The sequence below is a fragment of the Streptococcus sp. CM6 genome, assembly GCF_000526095.1.
Classification (GTDB): Bacteria; Bacillota; Bacilli; order Lactobacillales; family Streptococcaceae; genus Streptococcus; species Streptococcus oralis_BW.
Genome location: NZ_JATS01000023.1, coordinates 1 through 21,262 on the forward strand (window position 1 = coordinate 1; position 21,262 = coordinate 21,262).

Sequence of the window (21,262 nt, forward strand, 5' to 3'; positions counted from 1 at the left end):
TTGACTGTTGCCAAATCTGCTTCGTATTTCTTCACCGCTGCGTCATAAGTCGATTTTGCAGCGGCGTTACGTTGCTTAATCGCTTCATTTTCAGCTTGAATGGCTGTATTTTTAGCTGTGTTTTCTTTTACTGCTTTATCATAAGCCTCTTTAGCTTCCGCATTTGCCTTTTGAACTCGAGCCAATTCTGTCTGATAAGCTGCTAATTTAGCTTGATAATCAGCATCATTATCCGCCTTAGCTTTCTTAACAGCTGCAAGATCTGCTTCATACTGCTTCATTGCTGCTTCGTAAGTTGCTTTTGCAGTTTCATTACGTTGTTTAATCGCTTCATTTTCAGCTTGAAGCGCTGCATTCTTTGCAGTGTTTTCTTTTACTGCTTTATCATATGCCTCTTTAGCTTCCGCATTAGCTTTTTGTACTCGAGCTAATTCTGTCTGGTAAGCTGAAAGTTTATTTTGATAATCCTGTTGACTATCTTCGTTTGCTTTTTTGACAGTTGCTAAATCTTTTTGATATTGTGCTAGCTTAGCCTCATATTCTGCTTTAGCTGTTGCATTAGCAGTGTTGATTTTTTCAACTTCTTCTTGATGACTTTTTAGATCTTTTTGATACTTGTCATCCGCTGCTTTGTTTTCAGCATTGATTTTATCTGTTTCAGCCTGATGAGCTGCGACTTCTTTTTTATATGCTTCAGTTGTTGTCTTTATTTCTTTAGCTTGTTTAGCATAGTCGCTTTTAATCTCATCTTGTTTTTGAGCATTTTCTGTAGGAGTTGTGGCTGTTCCTTTGTCTTTTGTTTCATCTTGAGCTACCTTAACTCCTGCAGATTTTGCATCAGCAACTGTTTTATCCAAATCAGCTGATGATACTTCTACTGGCAAAGCTGAGTCTTTAGAACCAGCCTTAGCTTGGCTCTCTTTGGCAACTTGGCTCATTTCACCCTGAGCTTCAGGTAGATTTGTGGCTGGGTTTCCTGTAGTAGCCACCTCAACTGTACTTGTACTCTTCGTCTCTGTGACTTCATCAGCAAATACTGCTTTGTCTGCAAAAGTAATCAAAGCAGTTCCTAAAATAGCACCACACAAAGTTTTGGCAACCTTGCTTTTACGAAATCCATAGACTTCTTTTTTATTTTTCATTATAAGCCATTTCCTTATCTAAATTAATCATCTACCATTCATAGTAGCATTTTATGATGTGGGATGCAAATATTTACTCTCCCCCCCTTCATTCATTGATAAATCTAACATATTTATAAATGAAATTAAAAAGAAGATGGTTAAACCATCTTCTTTCAGATAAACTATTTATTTTTCAGTCAAGGCAGCAAGTCCTGGAAGAACTTTACCTTCGAGGAGTTCCATTGATGCTCCACCACCAGTAGAGATCCATGAGAACTTGTCTGCACGACCAAGGTTGATTGCTGCGGCAGCTGAGTCACCACCACCGATGATTGATTTCACACCTGGTTGTTTCACGATAGCGTCCATGACACCGATTGTACCAGCTTGGAAGTCTGGGTTTTCAAACACACCCATTGGTCCGTTCCATACAACTGTCTTCGCACCAGTCAATTCTTGATCGAATTTAGCGATAGATTTTGGACCGATATCCAAACCAAGGAATCCAGGATCAACTGCTTCACCTTCAGTGTCTTTCACTTCAGTGTAGTCAGCAAATGCGTTTGCTTCTTTTGAGTCAACTGGCAAGATCAATTTGCCGTTTGCTTTTTCAAGAAGAGATTTTGCGACATCCAATTTGTCTTCTTCTACAAGTGAGTTACCGATTTCGATACCTTGCGCTTTGTAGAATGTGTAAGTCATCCCACCACCGATAAGAACTTTATCAGCTTTTTCAAGCAAGTTTTCGATAACACCGATCTTGTCTGAAACTTTTGAACCACCAAGGATAGCCACGAATGGACGTTCTGGAGCTTCAACAGCTTCTTGGATGTAGGCAATTTCGTTTTCAAGAAGGAATCCAGCAACTGCTTTTTCAACGTTTGCTGAGATACCAACGTTAGATGCGTGTGCACGGTGAGCTGTACCGAATGCATCGTTTACGAAGATACCATCTCCAAGTGATGCCCAGTATTTACCAAGTTCAGGATCGTTTTTAGATTCTTTCTTGCCGTCAACATCTTCGTAACGAGTGTTTTCAACCAAGAGAACTTGTCCATCTTCAAGAGCGTTGATTGCTGCTTCCAATTCAGCACCACGTGTAACTCCTGGGATAAATTTAACTTCTTGTCCCAATTTAGCAGCCAAGTCAGCAGCTACAGGAGCAAGTGATTTACCTTCTTTGTCTGCTTCTTCTTTTACACGTCCAAGGTGAGAGAAGAGGATTGCACGTCCACCTTGTTCAAGGATGTACTTGATAGTTGGAAGAGCTGCAGTGATACGGTTGTCATTGGTAATCACGCCATCTTTAACAGGTACGTTGAAGTCAACACGAACGAGAACTTTTTTCCCTTTCAAGTCAACGTCTTTAACAGTCAATTTTGCCATTAGATATGACTCCTTCTTTTTTTATACGTGTTAATTATATCACAAAATCAGCAAAAGAGATAGAAAAACCCTAAACTTTTCTTGTTCTTTCTTATAATTGAAACTAGCATTTTTTAAAATAAAAACTAGAAAAACCTTGCTAAATAACTGATTATTGAAAGAAAGACTAGCTCATTTAATCATTCTTTCACTGATTTCTACTAGTCAAAACAAGGTCTGACTGATTTGCCGTCAAACCTTGTTTTTTAGTTTTTATGAGAAAATCCAAGATTCGTAAATCCGATTAGTCTTCTCTCTTCTTTCCAGCAAGCAAGCCGTAGCCACTCATTACTCCGAGGAGTCCCAGAGCTACTAGACTAGCATCTCTTGTCGCTCCCGTATTTGGAAGCTCTTTGCGTGCTTCTTCAACTTTTGCTGGCGCTGCTGAAAGCGCTTGATCCCTTGTTTGTGAAACCTGCTCTTCTTTCGTTCCAACTTCAACAATTTCTGGGATAGATTCCTTGAGAACCTCAGTCGAATGAAGGGTGCGTTTGCCCTGAGCATCAACTTCTACAAAGTGACGAACTTGACCTTCCACGCCTGCTTGCACAACACGGCGTTGTCCTTTGAGAAGCTCGGCGTTTAGTCGTTCTTGACGTTTGAAGGAAACTGTTCCCTCTTCAATTTCCAGTTTCGGAGTTTCTAGAACTAAATCTTTCACACCCTCAGCTGGTTGGTTGCTTGATAGAGCTTTTATTCCAACTTCGGTGATTTCTGGGATTGCTTCCTTGACTACCTCGGTCGAACGAAGGGTACGATTGCCTTGAGCATCTACTTCCACTAGACGACGAATTTGACCTTCAACTCCAACTTGCACAACACGGCGTTGTCCTTTGAGAAGCTCGGCGTTTGGTCGCTTCTGACGTTCAAAGGCTGTTGTTTCAGTTTCAATAACTAGTTCAGGGAGGGCCTCAATCGTTGGGGCCACTTCATCTGGTTCCATACTTCCAACATGATGGCTTTCTTCCACATGGGCTAGTTTTTTATTCAGCTTTTCTTTCATCTCCGCAAACGCTTGTGGAGTTGGCATCTCTGAAGCTAATAAAGTTTCTACTTGTTCAATTAACTCAGCTTTAGGATCTTTTTCACGGACGGATTCGAGCAAACCTTCCAATTCTTCTCTAGCAGTTTGGTAACGTTGATTTCCATCCAAGTCCGTCCCTGCTTGTTTCAACTCATTCAAAGCCCGGTTGACTTCTTCTTGGCTAGCATTGTGGTTTTCTGCAACAGCTTTCGCTGCATTAAGTTTCTCTACTAGTGCAGCTTGTTTGTCCTCACTTGAGAAGGTGTAGGCAAGGGTTGACTGACGACCTTGGGCAGCAGTGATTTCTTGTTTGAGGTACTCATCGTTGACAGCTGCTTTTGGAGAAACCAAGACATCAAACTCAGCGGTGTGCCCCTTGTAATGCAAGGTCAAGGTCTGACGACCAGTCTTTTGAGCATCGTAGCCCGTAATTTTAACACCTTGATCTGTGAAGGCATGACTTTCTTCTGTCTCATCATCATAGAGAACGCCGAAGCGACCTTCTGCAAGATCCAGTTGCTCTCCTACTAGATAGTCTGTTTTCGGTTTCTGAGTAATGTACAAACCTGCTACTTCTTTCGGTTTTCCTTCATCTTGACCTGTCACTTGTACCTTTAAGTCACCAGTAACTGGAAGTCCAAGATAGCTAACTGTGAGCTTTTGTTCCCCTTTTTGATGAGCGTCGTAGCCAGATACTGTCACACCTGAGTGAGTAAGGTTAATCAGCTCATCAGCTTGTCCCCCTTCGTACTGAACACGGAGGGTTCCGCCTCTGAGGTCAAGTTTTTCTCCCTCTTTGTAAACTGTCTTCTTAGGCCCTTTTTCAAGGCTAACTGCAGCAATTTTTCTTTCATCCTGCGGAATCGCTACTGCCAATGTGTTACTGATTTCTTTACCAGGTAGTTGGGTACGATAATAGAGTAGATTTGGTTGCTTGTCAAAGGCCAATGGTGCTGTTGCTAGGTCGCCACCATTTTCAGACTTCAAAGTTGCAATCGGTGTTTGTGAATCTGCCTTGTCGTAAACGGTGATGGTTGCACCCGCCGGAACATCAGAGAAGCCAAGTTGAACTTGGTGGTTTCCAAGTGAACGAGCAGCTACCTTGGCCATTGGAATATTTTGACTTTCTGTGTCCAAGGTTTCATACATCTTCCAGTTGTAGATACGAATGGCTTTCCAAGGCGTTCCATTATCTGAAGTGATAACTTTTAGGCGCCAGTCTTGGGCAGTAATTGGTTTGTCAAGAGTGATATCTGTCACGTGTGCTTTGTTGCCACGGACTTCCTTGGCTAGTTTCCACTCACCGTCTGTATCCTTGTAGTAAAGATCAAAGTCTTTGGTGTTCATCAAACCGTCGTTTACGGATTCTCCACCAGCTCCCGCATGATCCATGACCCATCTAACAACGGTACGTGGCTTGGTCAAGCGAATATCCACACTACCGCTCAACTGAGCTGAAGACCACTTATCTGACAAGCTAGTAATGGTACCGTTCAACATACCTTCAATGCCTTCTCCACCTTCAGTATTTGGGAAAGTGCTACCGATGACCTTTGCACCTGGAACGATATTTTCAGCTAAAGGTCTTGGAAGAGTCGTATCCTGAACTGTCATCCCCCAGTTAAAGGATGCCGTCGCGGCTTCGGAACGAAGGCCATTTTTACCAACTGCAACGACTTTCAGTTCCTGAGTCGTACCAGTCGCATTAGCAGAGCGGCTAACTTTTGGCAAGTAGATAGTGGAAGCAGATGATCCTGTCAACAAACGCCAGTTATCTCCATCTTTTTCGTAGACTTCATAGAAATCTGCATCTTGGTTACCCGCAAATTGGACCACTGCTTCAGCTTCTTGGGCGTTCTTAAGAGATTGTTTCACTACAGAGAGGCCTGTCGGCGCTTGTGGTGCTTGGTGATTGTCCGAAATGGTTAATTGACCTAGGTTAAACTGATAATCTTTTACAGCTCCTTCATGCTCGAAGAAGAGTTTGACTGCATAGATTGTTTTTCCAGCTAGTGAGCTAAGGTCAAATTCTTCATTCTTCCAGTCATCAGAGAGAGTTAGTTCTTTCCATGCGGCTGCATCCTCAAATTTGTAGTCTGGAGTCGTAGAGAAGGCCATATAAACTTTAGAGCCTTTTCCTCCCTTGTGGGCAACACGAAGTTTGGTTTTCTCAGTTACTTCTAGTTTGGTAGAATACAAATTCACATCCTGGTCCGTCTTACCAGCTACATCCCCTGAGAATTTAAGAGAGTTACCTCCATTATAGGCATCTGTAAAGTCATATTCTGCACGAAGTTTTTCCCCCGTTGAAGTCTGCCACCAGCGCCATGTTGGCAAGACACCAGAAACAGAACGGTAGTTCCACTCAGAATCCTTAGAAACTTTACCGTCTACAAACCATTTTCTACCATGACCTGTATTAAAGGAGGTCGTGAAGGTTCGGCCAACTGCTGGTGTGCGGTCAGCAACTAAATTGGCAATTCCATACCACTCTTTATCTGCTGGTTTTTGAGCCGTTGGATCTCCTTGGTAACCTGTAAAGAAGATGTCTTCGTTCTTGTGGTAGTCTTCACCTGTTTTTCCTAGACTGGTAATCGTATCTGGTGCAAAAAGTCCAAGTGACAAACGCAACTTGCCTTTTTCATCTAAGAGGGCATCCCATTTGACTTTGGTCTTATAAGAGCCACCTTGTTGCAATTCCAAGCCTGCAAAGACATCATACTGGCTACGTTCTAGCCATTTTGCCATCTCTACGGAGTGGTCATTCTTTTCCTTGTTCCAGTTGAAATTGGCAAAAAATTGATCTGCAGGTACCTTGTCTCCTTCTTTTTGCATGAACTGGTAGTTGTAATCACCTAGACCATCTTCGTGGTAACGACCGTATTTGTAGGTCATGGCATCGTACCAAGCATACTTGATTGGGTGGTTGACTTTGGCTGCGTATTCTTTTGTATAGAGCATGAATTGGCGCATTTTTTCACCAAGAGGTTCTACCAATTCACCCGTTGTTTCCTGATTGATGAAATAGCCATCAAATCCGTAATACTTAGCAAGATCGACAAGTTTTCGTGCGATAGGAAAGGTGCCATCTGCATCTTGTTTCAAGGCAGCTGCAAATTTCTCTTGGTCAGCAATGCTGTTTGACCAGTTGAAAAAGAGTGTTCCATAAACGGGAACTCCGTTACGGTGACCGGCATCAATGACATCTGGAGTAGGGACTAGGCCTTCCCAGAAGACCATTGAATCCAAGTATTGCCAGTAGTCAAAAGCATAGGCCTTGAATTCTTCTCCACCAACAGAAGCGTGGTCTTTGGCCTTTGAGTTGGTGTTTGCTAGCGCCTGAACCTTGGCTCTTCTGCTTGCTTTTTCGTTAACCAACTGGCCTCTATGGCGCTTGGCGAGTTCAACTGATGAACGGTTAATGGGATCATCCTCACGCGCACCCGGTTCCCATTTCAACAAATCTTCCCATGTATCAAATTTGATTTCTTTTGGTCGGAGACTCTTTTCCTCATTTTTAGGAACGTCTGCTAGAGTCGGTTTGTCGGCTTTCTTCTCAGCCACTTGAGGAGCTTCCTCTGATTTGACTTCTTCTTTTTCAGTTGGTTGAGCAGGTTTTTCAGTTTTATCTGCCGGAGCGGGTTTTGCCTCTTCTTTTTCATTGACCAAATCAGCTATTACTGGAGTGTTTTCTGAAATTGGTTGCTCAGCTACTTTGTTCTCTGTTCCCGATAATTGTTTTTCGATAGCTGCAGTATCTGGATTAGCTGTTTCACTAGCGCTTGTAGCTTGAGCGCTCGTATTAGTAGCTGTTTCAGGGACAGCGACCTGTTCGGCAAGAGCTGGGCTCGCGAATAGAGCTGAACCAATCATTAAGGAACAAGCCCCGATTGACAGCTTACGAATACTGTAACGGCAACGTTTTTCAAAAAATAGATCTTTCATCTTATCCTCCTAATAAAATATAAAGTAAACGCTTTACTTTTTGATAAAAAGTAACTGTTCTCTGTGCACACCACCAGAACAGGATCATCTTCATTTTATCCTATATGAAAGCGATGTCAATCTATTTAACATAAAAACTATAACTAGGATAATAATCAGTAAAATTTGGACACAATCCTATAAATCATCTATCTTAAAGGGAATCTATCTCTCATTTTAAAAGAAAGTTCTTGTTTCTTATGAAAATTTCAGCTAAACACTTGTGAGATTTACTTTTATCCTTTAAAATAGAATAGGAGAAATTCCGTTATTATTTTCCGGAGGAAAAAGAAATGTCCATTAATTGGCAGGAAATTTTATTTCACTTTTTAGGAGGTCTAGGACTGTTTTTATACAGTATCAAGACCATGGGAGACGGTTTGCAACAAGCTGCTGGAGATCGCCTTCGTTTTTACATTGACAAGTACACTAGCAATCCCTTTTTAGGCGTTCTAGTCGGGATTGTCGTGACTGCCCTGATTCAGTCAAGTACAGGGGTTACAGTTATCACGGTCGGGCTGGTCAGCGCTAGTCTTCTCACTCTTAGACAGGCTATCGGAATTATCATGGGAGCCAACATCGGAACCACCGTTACTTCCTTTATCATCGGTTTCAAACTAGGCGAGTATGCTTTACCCTTGATTTTCCTTGGAACCATGTTCCTCTTCTTTACAAAAAACAGAACAGCAAACAATATTGGGCGCATCCTGTTTGGTGTCGGGGGAATCTTCTACGCCCTCAACCTCATCAGTGCTGGTATGAGTCCGCTTAAAGATTTACCACAATTCAAGGAATATATGGTAACCTTAGGACAAAATCCTGTGTTGGGAGTTTTTGCTGGCGCGGTGATTACCGTCCTCATTCAGGCCTCTTCTGCAACTATCGGGATTCTACAAGGCCTCTATGCAGGTGGTTTCCTTGACCTTAAAGGTTCGCTACCAGTTCTCTTCGGGGATAATATCGGGACAACCTTAACCGTTATCCTAGCAGCTGCTGGAGCTAACATCTCCGCTAAACGTGTTGCGGCAACTCACGTTACCTTTAACGTTTTAGGAACTATTCTTTGCTTAATCCTATTAGGCCCCTTCACTGCTATGATTGAGTATTTCCAAGCTTTACTTCATCTCTCACCTGAGATGACCATCGCCTTCTCTCACGGTGCCTTTAACGTAAGCAATACCATTGTACAATTTCCATTCATCGGAGCCTTGGCCTACTTTGTAACCAAGATTATCCCTGGCGAAGACGAAGTTGTTAAGTACGAGCCCCTTTATCTTGATGAGCAACTTATCCAGCAATCTCCTTCTATTGCCCTAGGAAATGCCAAAAAAGAACTCTTGCACTTGGGGAACTATGCAGCCAAAGCTTTTGACCTTTCTTATAGCTATATCATCGGTTTGGATGAAAAGGTAGCTGAAAAAGGGCACAAGACAGAGGAAGCCATCAATACCATCGATGAAAAACTCACTCGTTACCTCATCAGACTCTCAAGCGAATCCTTGAGCCAAAAGGAAAGCGAAGTGTTGACCAACATTCTGGATTCATCTCGTGATTTGGAACGGATTGGGGACCACGCAGAAGGCTTGCTCAACCTAACCGACTACCTCCAACGTAAGAATGTTCAATTCTCTGGTGCTGCTTTGCAGGAATTGGCGGATATCTATCAAAAAACTACTGACTTTATCAAGGATGCCCTTGATAGTGTGGAAAACAATGATATTGAAAAAGCTCAAAGTCTGATTGAACGCCATAAAGAAATCAACAATATGGAACGCATTCTCAGAAAGACCCATATCAAACGCCTTAACAAGGGTGAATGTTCAACACAAGCCGGGGTCAACTTTATCGACATTATTTCCCATTACACTCGTGTATCTGACCATGCTATGAATTTAGCTGAAAAGGTCATTGCTGAACAAATCTAATACTCTTCGAAAATCAAATTCAAACCACGTCAACGTCGCCTTGCCGTACTCAAGTACAGCCTGCGGTTAGTTTCCTAGTTTGCTCTTTGATTTTCATTGAGTATAAGTACCAAGAAGCTATCCTGAATGGGATGGCTTTTTTCGTCTCCTCATTTAGAATGTCTTTTGGAGCATATAAAAAATGCTTTGATTCACAATGGAATCAAAGCATTTTAAAGAGTTCTCCAAACATGATAGCAGAAACTGCAGTACCCCTATACTTGGCTTCTTCTCTTTTGATAAAGCGCGCCAAGTTGATCAATTCAGGTGCTGGGTGTTTGGGATTGATGAGCAATTCACGGGTGACCAGTCCTGAGAGTCGGACTGCTAGTAATTGCTCATTTGTAGTTGGTAGTTTTTTAGCAGTCTCTAGGAGAGCAGCAACTAAATCTTCACTCAAACCCTGACGGGCATGGTTATAAAGATCTTTTATAAGACTTTCTAGGTTTGGTTCTACCATCCCGACCACCTCCCTTATGTTTAATAATGTTTAATCAAATCAACCGTTGAACGGTCCAATTTTTTCACCAAGGCTTGCAAGAAAGCTTGGGCTTCTAAGAAGTCATCCATCGCGTAGAGAGTTTGGTGAGAATGGATATAACGAGCGCAGACACCGATAGTTGTAGATGGGACACCACCATTTTTCAGATGAGCTGCTCCAGCGTCTGTTCCACCTTTTCCACAATAGTATTGGTACTTGATGCCAGCTTCTTCAGCCGTTGTCAAAAGGAAATCCTTCATACCTGGGAGAAGCAAGTGACCTGGATCGTAGAAGCGAATCAAGGTTCCGTCCCCAATCTTACCTTGGCCACCATAAACATCACCAGCAGGTGAACAGTCAACGGCTAGGAAAACTTCTGGATCAAACTTAGTTGTAGAGGTATGAGCGCCACGAAGACCAACTTCTTCTTGGACATTGGCACCAAGATAGAGTTCGTTTCCGAGTTTTTGACCTGACAAGGCTTCTGCTAGCTCACTAACCATAAGAACACCGTAGCGGTTGTCCCAAGCTTTTGAGATGATATTTTTTTCATTGGCTGTCAAGATAGCGGAACTATCAGGGACAATCGTATCACCCGGACGAATACCAAAGCTTTCTGCCTCAGCCTTGTCTGCAAACCCACCATCAAAAATGATATCTGAAATAGCTGGCATGGTTGGCCCACCTGTTCCACGAGTCAAATGTGGAGGAACAGAACCTGAGATCACAGGAATTTCACGACCGTCACGAGTAAAGAGTTTAAAACGTTGACTGCTGACCACCATAGGATTCCAGCCACCGATTTCAACCACACGGAAGGTTCCGTCTGGCTTAATCTCACTGACCATAAAACCAACTTCGTCCATGTGAGAAGCGACTAAGACGCGTGGTGCATACGCAGCTTCTGAATGTTTAATTCCGAAAATACCACCCAAGCCATCTGTCACCACTTCATCCACATGCGGCGTCAACTTTTCACGAAGATAGGTACGGACAGGCGCTTCATGACCTGAGATCGCAGCAAGCTCTGTTACTTCTTTGATTTTTGAAAATAATGTTGTCATATCAGTTCCTTCTTTCTGTCCTCCATTTTACCACTTTTTATAGGAGAAGGATAGTGGGAAGGTGGATTGGTTTTTACTCAGTTTTCCAATAAAAGAGAGGGGCAGATATTGTTTCAAGAATTTTTCTTTCTTTTTACATTAAATTGTCAGAAAATTTATTGACAGATTAAAAAAATCGTGTTACATTATCTCCAAGGGTATTTTTATACCAAATCTACATGAAAGGACGGGGCATGAAACTCTCTCATATTTTAACAGGCTTACTTCTACTCCTGGTCTTTCTCTCCATTAGTATTGGAACTAGTGATTTTTCTTGGGAAAAGCTCTTTGCTTTTGACCAGCAAACCTGGCTTCTCTTTCAAGAATCGCGTCTTCCAAGAACCATCAGTATTCTCCTTGCAGCCTCCAGTATGAGCATGGCAGGACTCCTCATGCAGACCATTACCCAAAATCAATTTGCTGCTCCGAGTACAGTCGGAACGACAGAAGCCGCCAAACTGGGAATGGTGTTGAGCCTCTTTGTCTTTCCGTCTGCGAGTCTGACCCAAAAGATGCTCTTTGCTTTTGTCTCATCCATCTTATTTACCCTCTTCTTCCTTGCTTTTATGACTATTTTTTCTATAAAGGAAAGGTGGATGTTGCCCTTGATCGGGATCATCTATAGTGGGATTATCGGTTCTATCACAGAAGTTATCGCCTATCGTTTCAATCTGGTTCAGAGTATGACGGCTTGGACCCAGGGCTCCTTCTCCATGATTCAGACCCATCAGTATGAGTGGCTCTTCTTAGGCCTCATTATCCTGATAGCCGTTTGGAAATTATCCCAAACCTTCACCATCATGAATCTAGGCAAGGAAACCAGCGAGAGTTTGGGGATTTCCTACTCCCTACTTGAAAAACTGGCCCTCTTTCTAGTGGCACTAACGACAAGTGTCACCATGATTACCGTGGGTGCCTTGCCTTTTCTCGGGGTCATCGTTCCCAATCTTGTCCGCAAGCGCTATGGAGATAATCTGAGCCAAACCAAACTCATCGTCGCACTGGTCGGTGCCAATCTGGTTCTAGCCTGTGACATCCTCTCTCGAGTCTTGATTCGGCCCTATGAGCTGTCTGTCAGTCTCCTACTAGGAATCATCGGTAGTCTCGTCTTTATCCTACTTCTCTGGAGAGGGGGACAAAAAGATGCAGTTTAAAAGCAAACATACCAAGCTCTTCTGCCTTCTCATTATTCTGGCCATCGGAGCTTGTCTCCTCTACTTTTGGCCTATCACTAACCTGTCTGCCTTTGCCTGGAAGCTGCGTTCCCAAAAAATCATCGTTTATCTCTTGGTAGCCATCGCGACAGGGATTTCGACCATTAGTTTTCAAACCCTGACGGAAAATCGCTTTCTGACGCCAAGTATTTTGGGAATCGAATCCTTCTATGTCTTGCTACAGACCCTGCTACTGATATTTGAAAGCAAATTTCTACAGCTTGGGAAGTCGCCTGTCTTAGAATTTCTAATCTTGCTTCTGCTTCAATCACTCTTCTTTCTCGCCTTACAAGGTTACTTGAAGACGCTGATGAAGCAAGACCTGGTCTTCATTCTGCTAATCTGTCTAGCACTCGGAAGTCTCTTTCGAAATATCAGTACCTTCCTCCAAGTCCTGATGGATCCAAATGAATACGATAAACTGCAAAACAGTCTCTTTGCTTCCTTTCAGCATCTCAACACTCCCATCCTAGCCATCGGTTCTCTAATCATCCTCGCTTTGACAATCTTTTTCTTTCGAAAAGCAGTTATTCTGGATGTCTTACACCTGCAAAGAGAAACGGCTCAGATACTGGGACTCGATGTTGAAAAAGAACAGAGAGAACTCCTCTGGGCCATCGTGCTTTTGACCTCAACAGCCACTGCCTTGGTAGGGCCTATGGCCTTCTTTGGCTTTATGCTGGCCAATCTCACTTACCTGATTGTCAAAGATTATCGACACAAGTTGCTCTTTATCGTAGCCATTCTAATTGGATTTATTAGCTTAACCTTAGGGCAAGCCCTCATCGAACGAGTCTTTGCGCTGGAAATTCGCATCAGCATGATCATCGAGAGTGTGGGTGGTTTCTTATTCTTTATCTTACTTTACAGGAGGGCGCGTCGGTGAAACTGGAAAACATTGACAAATCCATTCAAAAACAGGATATTTTGCAAGATATTTCGCTTGAAGTCAGTCCTCAGAAACTGACAGCCTTCATTGGTCCAAATGGTGCTGGAAAATCAACTCTTCTCTCCATCATGAGCAGACTGACCAAGAAAGATCAGGGAATTCTCAGTATCAAAGGCCGTGAAATCGAGAGCTGGAATTCGCAAGAACTGGCCAAAGAACTCACCATCCTAAAGCAGAAGATTAATTACCAAGCCAAATTGACTGTAGAAGAACTGGTCAGTTTTGGACGTTTTCCCTACAGCCGAGGGCGCCTGAAAGCAGATGACTGGGAAAAAATCAGAGAAACTCTGGACTATCTGGAACTGACCAACTTAAAAGACCGCTACATCGATAGCCTATCTGGCGGGCAGCTACAACGTGTCTTTATCGCCATGGTACTGGCCCAGGATACAGACTTTATCTTGCTAGACGAACCGCTCAACAACCTCGATATCAAGCAAAGCGTCAGCATGATGCAGATCCTTCGTCGACTGGTGGAGGAACTTGGCAAAACCATTATCATCGTCCTCCACGATATCAACATGGCTAGCCAATATGCGGATGAAATTGTTGCCTTCAAGGACGGTCAAGTCTTTTGCAAGGGAACGACTGCTCAAATCATGCAGGCTGACCTGCTCAGTCAACTCTATGAGATTCCCATCACGCTGGCTGATATCAATGGCAAAAAGATCTGTATCTATAGCTAGCTATTCTGAACTCATGTTAGAGTACCCTCAGTCTCTTAGCTAAAAAGCCTGTCTAAGAGACCCCTACATCGTTATCACATTTTAAAAAGGAGAAATCATGAAAACATCCCTTAAACTTTATCTCACTGCCCTAGCGGCTAGCTTCTTGCTCTTACTTGGTGCATGTAGTACAAATACAAACTCAAGCACTAGCCAGACAGAGACAAGTAGCTCTGCTCCAACAGAGATAACCATTAAAAGTTCACTAGATGAGGTCAAACTTTCAAATGTTCCTAAAAAGATTGTGACCTTTGACCTCGGTGCTGCCGATACTATTCGCGCTTTAGGTTTTGAAAAGAATATCGTCGGAATGCCTACAAAAACTGTTCCGACTTACCTAAAAGATCTTGCGGGAAATGTCAACAATGTGGGTTCCATGGTTGAGCCAGACCTAGAAGCCATTGCTGCTCTTGAACCAGACCTAATTATCGCTTCACCACGTACCCAAAAATTCGTAGACAAGTTCAAAGAAATCGCGCCAACCGTTCTCTTCCAAGCAAGTAAGGACGACTACTGGACTTCTACCAAGTCTAATATCGAATCCTTAGCAAGCGCCTTCGGCGAAACAGGTACACAGAAAGCCAAAGAAGAATTAGCCAACCTAGACAAAAGCATCCAAGAAGTCGCTACTAAAAACGAAAGTTCTGACAAAAAAGCCCTTGCTATCCTCCTCAATGAAGGAAAAATGGCTGCCTTTGGTGCCCAATCTCGTTTCTCTTTCTTGTATCAAACCTTGAAATTCAAACCAACTGATACCAAATTTGAAGACTCTCGCCACGGACAAGAAGTCAGCTTTGAAAGTGTCAAAGAAATCAATCCTGACATCCTCTTTGTCATCAACCGTACCCTTGCCATCGGTGGTGACAACTCAAGCAACGATGGCGTCCTAGAAAATGCCCTCATCGCTGAGACTCCTGCCGCTAAAAACGGTAAAATCATCCAACTAACACCAGACCTCTGGTATCTAAGCGGAGGCGGTCTTGAATCAACCAAACTCATGATTGAAGACGCTCAAAAAGCTTTAAAATAAGCAAGAAAACCCAACATCACCTGATGTTGGGTTATTTTTTTTCTTGATTACGTTTGAGGGAAAAGTGGTCTGGGACAGGATCTTTTCCTATTGGCGACCAGGGGTGGCAACGTAAAATCCGAGCCAAGCCCATCAGAACACCCTTGAAGCCATGTTTTTCAATAGCCTGAATCATGTAGTTGGAACAAGTCGGCTCAAAGCGACAAGAAGGTGGAAAAGCTGGGGAGATAAAACGTTGGTAAAAGCGTACTGGCGCTATTAAGATTCGTTTCATTATTTCTTGGTTACAGCCATAGTGTGTAGTTGGCTGATTTCTTTTTTATTAAGGCGACGGGCTTCTCCTGGACGAAGACCTGTCAAGTCTAAGTGTCCAAAACGTGTCCGAGACAACTTATCCACTTGAAGACCGACGGCTTCAAACATCTTTTTAACCTGATGATTACGCCCTTCGTGGATGGTCAACTGTACCACAGAGCGATTTTTGACTGGATCCACTTTGAGAATTTCGTAAACAGCTGGCTTGGTTTTCTTGCCATCAATCTCAAGACCACGAGTCAAGGGGCGGAGATTATCCTTATTAGCCACACCTTTAACACGCGCGACATAGACCTTGTCAATCTCATTACGTGGGTGAATCATTTCATCCGTAAAGTCCCCATCATTGGTCAAAATCAAGACACCTGATGTATCCCAGTCCAAACGTCCCACAGGATAAATGCGTTCTTTGACATTAGGCAAGAGATCCACAACAGTCTTGCGGCCCTTGTCATCTGTCACACTGGAAATCACTCCACGTGGTTTGTTAAGCAGATAGTAAACCTTTTCTTCGTTGTAGATGGGCTGACCTTCCACTTCGACCTTATCTCCAGACTTGATGGTCGTTGCGAGTTCACGCACCACTTGGCCGTTAACCGTCACCAAGCCTTGCTTGATTAGTTCTTCTGCTTTTCTCCTACTGGCCACACCTGCGTGGGCAATATACTTATTGATTCTCATCTTCTTCTATCCTTTCACCAAATAATTGGCTTTCTTGGGCTTGAATCTCAAGCTCATCAATCACTGGCAGTTCTTCCAAATGGTTAATTCCCATGTAATCTAGGAAATAATCCGTAGTTACATAGAGGTTGGGACGGCCCAACACTTCTTTTTTCCCATCTTCTTTAATCAAGTCAAAGGCCTGCAACTTTGCCAAGGCCCCACTCGAGTTAACCCCACGAATAGCATCAATCTCTATCCGCGTGATAGGCTGCTTGTAGGCAATGATGGACAAGGTCTCAAGAGCAGCCCGAGACAAGCTCTGGTTGATGGGTGCCTTGGAGTATTCCTTCAAAATCGCAGCAAATTGAGGCTTAGTGACCAATCTGTATGCACCACCTGTCTCGATCAGGGACAAGCTCGAATCTTGGTCTTTTTCATACTTCTGGGCTAATTTTTCTAAACTCTGTTGGATGCCTGTCGGGGGAAGTGAGAGGAGTTCAGCCAACTGGCGGACTCGAATCCCATCTTCACCTGCTACAAACAAGAGCGCTTCTATTTCTGCTAAAGTACTCATCTTTCCTCTCTATCAAGTCTAGCTTTGTGCCTCTTGATTTTCTTCCTTCTTTTCCATGAGATAGATATCTCCGAAACTCTCCTCTTGCACGAGGATTAATTCCTGAGTTTTGATTAACTCTAAGGTCGCCAAAAAGAGGGTAATGACCTCTTGGACATTCTGGGCTTCCTTGAACAAATCCTGTAAGCGCAACTGGTCTCGTCCAGTCAAGGACTCTTTTACGATGACCATCATGTCCTCAATCTTATACTCATCCCGCAAGATGGTCGTGTGATTCTGTGCGAACTCCTCTTTTTTCTTGGCTAGGATATTTGAAAAAGCCAAAAAGAGGTCAATGGTCGTCTTGTCATGTACAAGTTCCGCATCTTCGTAAATCAACTCTGTCGGAGCTTTGGAATAGTACTGGGCCCGATCTTGGTGCTTGGCTTCCAAGTGCTCACCCAAGAGCTTGAACTTGCGGTATTCTTCGATTTGGGAGAGAAGGTCCTGCTCCAGATCATCCTCTAAGTCTGTCACTTCTGCTACCTTTGGCAAGAGCTTGCGGCTCTTGATCAGCATCAGCTGACTGGCCATAACCATATACTCGCCCGTTACTTCCAGACGCATGGCCTGCAGAGTTGAGACATAGGCTAGATACTGTTCGATAACTTCCGTAATGGGCACATCGTAGATATCCATCTGGTACTTAGAAACCAAGTGCAAGAGCAGGTCCAGGGGCCCTTCAAAATCTTTTAATTTAATATCCATTATCTATATTTTTCTAAGGTCAGGACTGTTTTTAATCCTAATTTTTTTGCAATTTCGTACAAATCGACCTTGTTTTCTATTTGTCTTAGAATGAACTGTTCCCGCAAGGCTTGGGCTGATAAGGTTGGGAAACCTTTCTCCTTGACAAAAGACTCCAGCTGACGAAAGGCCCACTGACGAGAATAGGCTTTCCCTGCCCTTTCAAAGAGATAGGTCTGCCCCATCAAGGGTTCTAGCTCTGGAGTCAAGGTCGTGGGTATGGTGACAATCCTCTGTTGGGAAGCCTTGTTAATTCGCAACACCTGAAAATCCAGATTGATATCTGCAACCTTAAGGGCTAAAATCTCACTTGGTAAGAGCCCTATTTCCAAGATAAGAAGCGCCAGCAAGCGTCCTTCTGGATAATTACTTTCCTGCCAAAAAGAGTCTAGGTCTAGAATCTCTGGTTTTTCAGTCTTCTTTTCAGCTTGCTTGACTAATTCCAGACGGTAAAAGCTGTCCACTTCTCCGTTTCGATAGAGAAAGTAGAGAAATTGGTTACAGGCCGAAAGTTTTCGCTTCTGGGCGCTGATTTTTAGATTGGCTAGCTGGGCTTGGTAAATCTTGAGACTGGTCTCAGAGATCCGCTCACCCACAATATCTAAAAATTGCTCTAGATCATACTTATAAGACTGCTTGGAATTGGCAGACAAACCCTTCTTTCCCTCTAAAAAGGCTGAAATCCTATCTCTCATTTGCATCGAATCTCATATTCCTTACTAAAGTCATGCAAGAGGGCATTGACGGCCTTGAGGATAGATTTGCGCGTGATGATTCCTTGAAAAATCCCTTCATCATCTACCACTGGCAAGAAGGGTTCATCCACCAGTTTATGGAGGACCTCTGTAATGTTATAGTCTGGAGCGACAACTGCCACATCCGTCTTGGTCATATTGACGATGTCTGTCGTTGCCATCTGCTCATCCGTCAAACCTTGCTCCATTTGATAAGCCAAAATGTCTCTCAGACCAATGGTTCCGACAAAGCGTTTGTCAAAGGTCACAACAGGAATACGCGTATAGGTGATTTGGCTCAGCACCAAAATTGCATGGTCAGCGTTATGGGTATCAATCAAGGCTGCTAGATTCTTAGCAGGGGTAAGAAAAGTTTCTTCCTGCTCCAGTAAAAATGCTTCAAATTCCTTGGCAATCATCGAGCAAACTCCTTGGATAAGCCTGGATAAATCTCATGATCACGTGTCAAAAAGTCTACTTTGAAATAGCTGTCATCAATCTCCACACGAGCATAGAGGCATTCTCTGATGGTTCCTCGTGGCTGGCTGATGGAGCCTGGATTGAGAAAGAGTGTTTTGCCTTCCATCCAAGCATTTGGCACATGCAAGTGACCATAGAGACAGATATCGGCATCTTCTTCCTGAGCCCAGTAGTCCAACTTTTGAAAGTTGAAATTGATGTCAAACAAGTGTCCATGGGTCTGGATGATCTTGGTTGGACCAAGTTGAGTCACCAAACGTTCTGGGTAGCCGGCATAAAAGTCCATATTCCCTTTGACGACATGGATGCCCTCCCAAAGCGGAGAGTCTGGACGGAGTTCTGAGTCACCATCGTGAAAAATGGCATCGACTTTCCCCAGGTAGCGATTACGAATTTCTTCCACAATCAAGCTATCGCCATGAGAGTCACTCATTACAATGATGGTTTGCTTTGCCATGATGGAAATACCTCCAAAAGTTTCTTAACGGCTAAGGCACGGTGAGATTGGCTATTTTTTTCTTCAAGGGTTAATTCAGCTGCTGACTTGCCTGTCTCTCCCACAAGGAAGAGAGGATCGTAGCCAAAGCCATTTTCACCCTTAGGTTCAAAGTTAATGTAACCTGGCCAGTCAGCTTCGACGACCAAACTTTCCTTGTTTGGACTAGCTACAACCAGGGTTGTGTGGAATTGTGCCGAACGGTCCTTGAGTTCAAAGACCATGGCCAATTCGTGCAAGAGTTTGGCATTGTTTTCTCGGTCTGTCGCTCCCACTCCTGCAAAACGGGCTGACCAAACACCTGGCAAACCGCCGAGGACATCGACTTTGAGACCTGAGTCATCTGCTAGCACCATCTTGCCTGTTAATTGAGAAATGGTTTCTGCCTTCAGGCGGGCATTTTCTTCAAAAGTCATGCCTGTTTCAGCTACTTCAGGAAGATCTGGATAGTCATTGAGATTTTCCACATCGTAGCCTAGCTTGTCAAAGATAGCTCGGAATTCCTTGGTCTTGCCCTCGTTACGAGTCGCAATCAATAAAGTTTCTCTGACCTTGTTAGTATCAAAGAAGTCTTCTACATCGACTCCTTCTTTAGGCAATTCGACATGCAAAAGCTTTCCATTTTCAACCAAGAGCAAAGCTCCCTGACGTTGGATGACTTCTAGATTGCGGCCTGCTTCGGCATTTAAAATCTCAACGATAAAGGAGAGCAGACGGAAGTTAGAAGACCAGCGCATCACCGTGATCGTAATTGGAAAGCCATTTTCCTCATCACGAAAAATCCGCGCTAAATCCATAAAATCATCGAGAGGATCTTTGATAAGGCTATAGATGCCTCCATAGACATCCCAGACACCGACATACCAGTCCTGGTCATCCTTGTATTCATAAATTTTATTTGTCATAAAGTTACATGCTCCACATGAATCTCTTTTTCCAGCCATTCTGCTCCAATTTGGGCAAAACTTTGGCTATTGGCTGTTGTGTAAAAACGATGTTGAAGAGGTCCCGCATCTCGGCTACGATTGATTTCAAAATAGTTAAGCAAAACCGAGATATCCCGTACACACTCTGCCCCACTATCGATGAGCTGAACCTTAGGTCCCATGACATTTTGGATGATAGGGCGAAGGAGTGGGTAATGGGTACAACCCAGAATCAAACTATCCACCTTGCCTACCAAGGGACGCAGGGTTTCATAAACCACTTTCTTGGTGACACTGGTTGACAGGGCACCTGACTCCACCAAGGGAGCAAACTTAGGACAGGCCAAACTCTCCACCTGTAAATCCGGATCCAGATCATGGATTTTTTGACGATAGATGTCTGATTGGACCGTCATGGGTGTTCCAATTACTCCGATTTTCCCGCCTTGACTGGACTTGATGGCTGCCGAAGCTCCTGGCAAAATCACACCTAGGACAGGAATGTCTAGTTGAGCCTTGATTTCTTCCCAGACGACTGCAGTCGCAGTGTTGCAAGCAATGACAATCATCTTGACATCCTTGGTCAAAAGAAAGTTGACCAACTGCCAAGTATATTCACGGATTTGCTCAGCAGGACGGGGACCATAGGGTGCCCGCGCCGAATCTCCAATATAGACGATTTCTTCATGGGGAAGCTGGCGCATAAGCTCGCGAACAACGGTCAAGCCCCCGACACCCGAATCCAAAAAACCAATTGGTCGATTATCCATACAGTCTTCTTTCTAGTCTTTTTCTGATTGATAGTTCATCATGATTTTTTGTCCTAAATAAACGGATAGACAGCTTGATAGAATGGCAACTGCCTCTCTCTTAATCATAATCAAATAACAATAGAATGCAAGGAAAAAGTCTTATCCTTGAGAACTATTGAACATAGTGAGAAGTCTGGAACTTTCATCCCAGACTTTTCCTATTTATTTTTTCTTTTTATTGTTAGCAAGGGCTGCTTTTTGTTGGCGGATAATTTGGTGGTAAACTTGTTGTACCTTTGCTTCGCTTGGCTTTTGACCATTTGCACTCAAGAGAGCACGAACTGCCTCAGCGTTCAAACGTGGGTTGTCCGCAAATTCTTTTTCGATTTGCTTACGAACCAAGTACATCCCTCCAAGAGCTCCTCCTAGAAAAGCTAGCACAATCAAGACAATTGCTAAAAGTAAGTCCATTCTTTTTCTCCTGTTTCTTTTTGAGTCTTCTATATTATACCA

The 21,262-nt window shown here is 43.5% G+C and carries 20 protein-coding genes; 5 read left to right on the forward strand and 15 right to left on the reverse strand.

Going from position 1 to position 21,262, the window contains the following annotated elements:
• From HMPREF1516_RS08250 to HMPREF1516_RS08260, 3 genes are all read right to left on the reverse strand, one after another.
• Window positions 1-1,142, reverse strand: a 1,142-nt coding sequence (locus tag HMPREF1516_RS08250; RefSeq protein ID WP_033606300.1) for a putative cross-wall-targeting lipoprotein signal domain-containing proteiin, incomplete at its 3' end; no start/stop codon positions are given.
• A 168-nt stretch (window positions 1,143-1,310) separates the two neighbouring features.
• A complete protein-coding gene (locus HMPREF1516_RS08255) occupies window positions 1,311-2,510 on the reverse strand; it encodes a phosphoglycerate kinase (RefSeq protein WP_033606301.1) in 1,200 nt (399 codons plus the stop codon).
• Window positions 2,511-2,793: 283 nt separating this feature from the next.
• Window positions 2,794-7,518 carry an endo-beta-N-acetylglucosaminidase gene (locus tag HMPREF1516_RS08260; RefSeq protein ID WP_033606302.1) on the reverse strand — a complete coding sequence of 1,575 codons (4,725 nt, stop codon included), beginning with the start codon at window positions 7,516-7,518 and terminating at the stop codon, window positions 2,794-2,796.
• 332 nt (window positions 7,519-7,850) lie between these two features.
• Here HMPREF1516_RS08260 and HMPREF1516_RS08265 point away from each other — a divergent pair, with 332 nt between their 5' ends.
• Window positions 7,851-9,482 carry a Na/Pi cotransporter family protein gene (locus tag HMPREF1516_RS08265; RefSeq protein ID WP_033606303.1) on the forward strand — a complete coding sequence of 544 codons (1,632 nt, stop codon included), beginning with the start codon at window positions 7,851-7,853 and terminating at the stop codon, window positions 9,480-9,482.
• A gap of 202 nt (window positions 9,483-9,684) precedes the next feature.
• Here the strand turns inward: HMPREF1516_RS08265 and HMPREF1516_RS08270 are convergent, their stop codons facing one another.
• Entirely contained in the window at window positions 9,685-9,981 is a 297-nt protein-coding gene (locus HMPREF1516_RS08270; RefSeq protein WP_033606304.1) for an enterocin immunity protein, read from the reverse strand.
• Window positions 9,982-10,001: 20 nt separating this feature from the next.
• Window positions 10,002-11,066, reverse strand: coding sequence for a glutamyl aminopeptidase (pepA, locus tag HMPREF1516_RS08275; RefSeq protein WP_033606306.1), 1,065 nt, complete (start codon window positions 11,064-11,066; stop codon window positions 10,002-10,004).
• 233 nt (window positions 11,067-11,299) lie between these two features.
• Here pepA and HMPREF1516_RS08280 point away from each other — a divergent pair, with 233 nt between their 5' ends.
• From HMPREF1516_RS08280 to HMPREF1516_RS08295, 4 genes are all read left to right on the forward strand, one after another.
• Window positions 11,300-12,259 (forward strand): ABC transporter permease, encoded by a 960-nt coding sequence (locus tag HMPREF1516_RS08280; RefSeq protein ID WP_033606307.1) that lies wholly within the window; start codon window positions 11,300-11,302, stop codon window positions 12,257-12,259.
• Window positions 12,249-13,205: an iron chelate uptake ABC transporter family permease subunit gene (locus HMPREF1516_RS08285; RefSeq protein WP_033606308.1), complete on the forward strand. Its 957-nt coding sequence runs from the start codon at window positions 12,249-12,251 to the stop codon at window positions 13,203-13,205. The genes HMPREF1516_RS08280 and HMPREF1516_RS08285 overlap by 11 nt, the downstream gene beginning before the upstream one ends.
• Window positions 13,202-13,954: an iron ABC transporter ATP-binding protein gene (locus HMPREF1516_RS08290; RefSeq protein ID WP_033606309.1), complete on the forward strand. Its 753-nt coding sequence runs from the start codon at window positions 13,202-13,204 to the stop codon at window positions 13,952-13,954. Before HMPREF1516_RS08285 ends, HMPREF1516_RS08290 begins: the two co-directional genes overlap by 4 nt.
• Window positions 13,955-14,051: 97 nt before the next feature.
• On the forward strand, window positions 14,052-15,023 hold the full coding sequence (locus HMPREF1516_RS08295; protein WP_033606310.1) for a siderophore ABC transporter substrate-binding protein: 972 nt from the start codon (window positions 14,052-14,054) through the stop codon (window positions 15,021-15,023).
• A gap of 31 nt (window positions 15,024-15,054) precedes the next feature.
• On the opposite strand, the gene yidD is transcribed toward HMPREF1516_RS08295, so the two are convergent.
• The 10 genes from yidD to HMPREF1516_RS08345 form a co-directional block, all read right to left on the reverse strand.
• The gene (yidD, locus tag HMPREF1516_RS08300) at window positions 15,055-15,297 is read right to left on the reverse strand and encodes a membrane protein insertion efficiency factor YidD (RefSeq protein WP_033606311.1); all 243 of its coding nucleotides are present in this window, start codon (window positions 15,295-15,297) and stop codon (window positions 15,055-15,057) included.
• Entirely contained in the window at window positions 15,297-16,019 is a 723-nt protein-coding gene (locus tag HMPREF1516_RS08305; RefSeq protein WP_007519228.1) for a pseudouridine synthase, read from the reverse strand. Before HMPREF1516_RS08305 ends, yidD begins: the two co-directional genes overlap by 1 nt.
• Complete coding sequence (scpB, locus tag HMPREF1516_RS08310; protein WP_033606312.1) at window positions 16,006-16,575, reverse strand: SMC-Scp complex subunit ScpB; 570 nt, start codon at window positions 16,573-16,575, stop codon at window positions 16,006-16,008. The genes HMPREF1516_RS08305 and scpB overlap by 14 nt, the downstream gene beginning before the upstream one ends.
• 18 nt (window positions 16,576-16,593) lie before the next feature.
• A complete protein-coding gene (locus tag HMPREF1516_RS08315) occupies window positions 16,594-17,322 on the reverse strand; it encodes a segregation/condensation protein A (RefSeq protein WP_000351887.1) in 729 nt (242 codons plus the stop codon).
• Window positions 17,322-18,056 carry a site-specific tyrosine recombinase XerD gene (gene xerD / locus HMPREF1516_RS08320; protein ID WP_277619895.1) on the reverse strand — a complete coding sequence of 245 codons (735 nt, stop codon included), beginning with the start codon at window positions 18,054-18,056 and terminating at the stop codon, window positions 17,322-17,324. Before xerD ends, HMPREF1516_RS08315 begins: the two co-directional genes overlap by 1 nt.
• Complete coding sequence (cbpB, locus tag HMPREF1516_RS08325) at window positions 18,053-18,514, reverse strand: cyclic-di-AMP-binding protein CbpB (RefSeq protein ID WP_033606314.1); 462 nt, start codon at window positions 18,512-18,514, stop codon at window positions 18,053-18,055. The genes xerD and cbpB overlap by 4 nt, the downstream gene beginning before the upstream one ends.
• The gene (locus HMPREF1516_RS08330; protein WP_001118958.1) at window positions 18,511-19,032 is read right to left on the reverse strand and encodes a metallophosphoesterase; all 522 of its coding nucleotides are present in this window, start codon (window positions 19,030-19,032) and stop codon (window positions 18,511-18,513) included. Before HMPREF1516_RS08330 ends, cbpB begins: the two co-directional genes overlap by 4 nt.
• Window positions 19,008-19,976, reverse strand: a complete 969-nt coding sequence (locus HMPREF1516_RS08335; RefSeq protein ID WP_033606315.1) for a nucleoside-triphosphate diphosphatase — start codon at window positions 19,974-19,976, stop codon at window positions 19,008-19,010. The genes HMPREF1516_RS08330 and HMPREF1516_RS08335 overlap by 25 nt, the downstream gene beginning before the upstream one ends.
• A complete protein-coding gene (gene racE, locus HMPREF1516_RS08340) occupies window positions 19,973-20,767 on the reverse strand; it encodes a glutamate racemase (protein ID WP_000370379.1) in 795 nt (264 codons plus the stop codon). Before racE ends, HMPREF1516_RS08335 begins: the two co-directional genes overlap by 4 nt.
• 204 nt (window positions 20,768-20,971) lie before the next feature.
• On the reverse strand, window positions 20,972-21,220 hold the full coding sequence (locus HMPREF1516_RS08345) for a YneF family protein (protein ID WP_000364987.1): 249 nt from the start codon (window positions 21,218-21,220) through the stop codon (window positions 20,972-20,974).
• Window positions 21,221-21,262 lie beyond the last annotated feature (42 nt).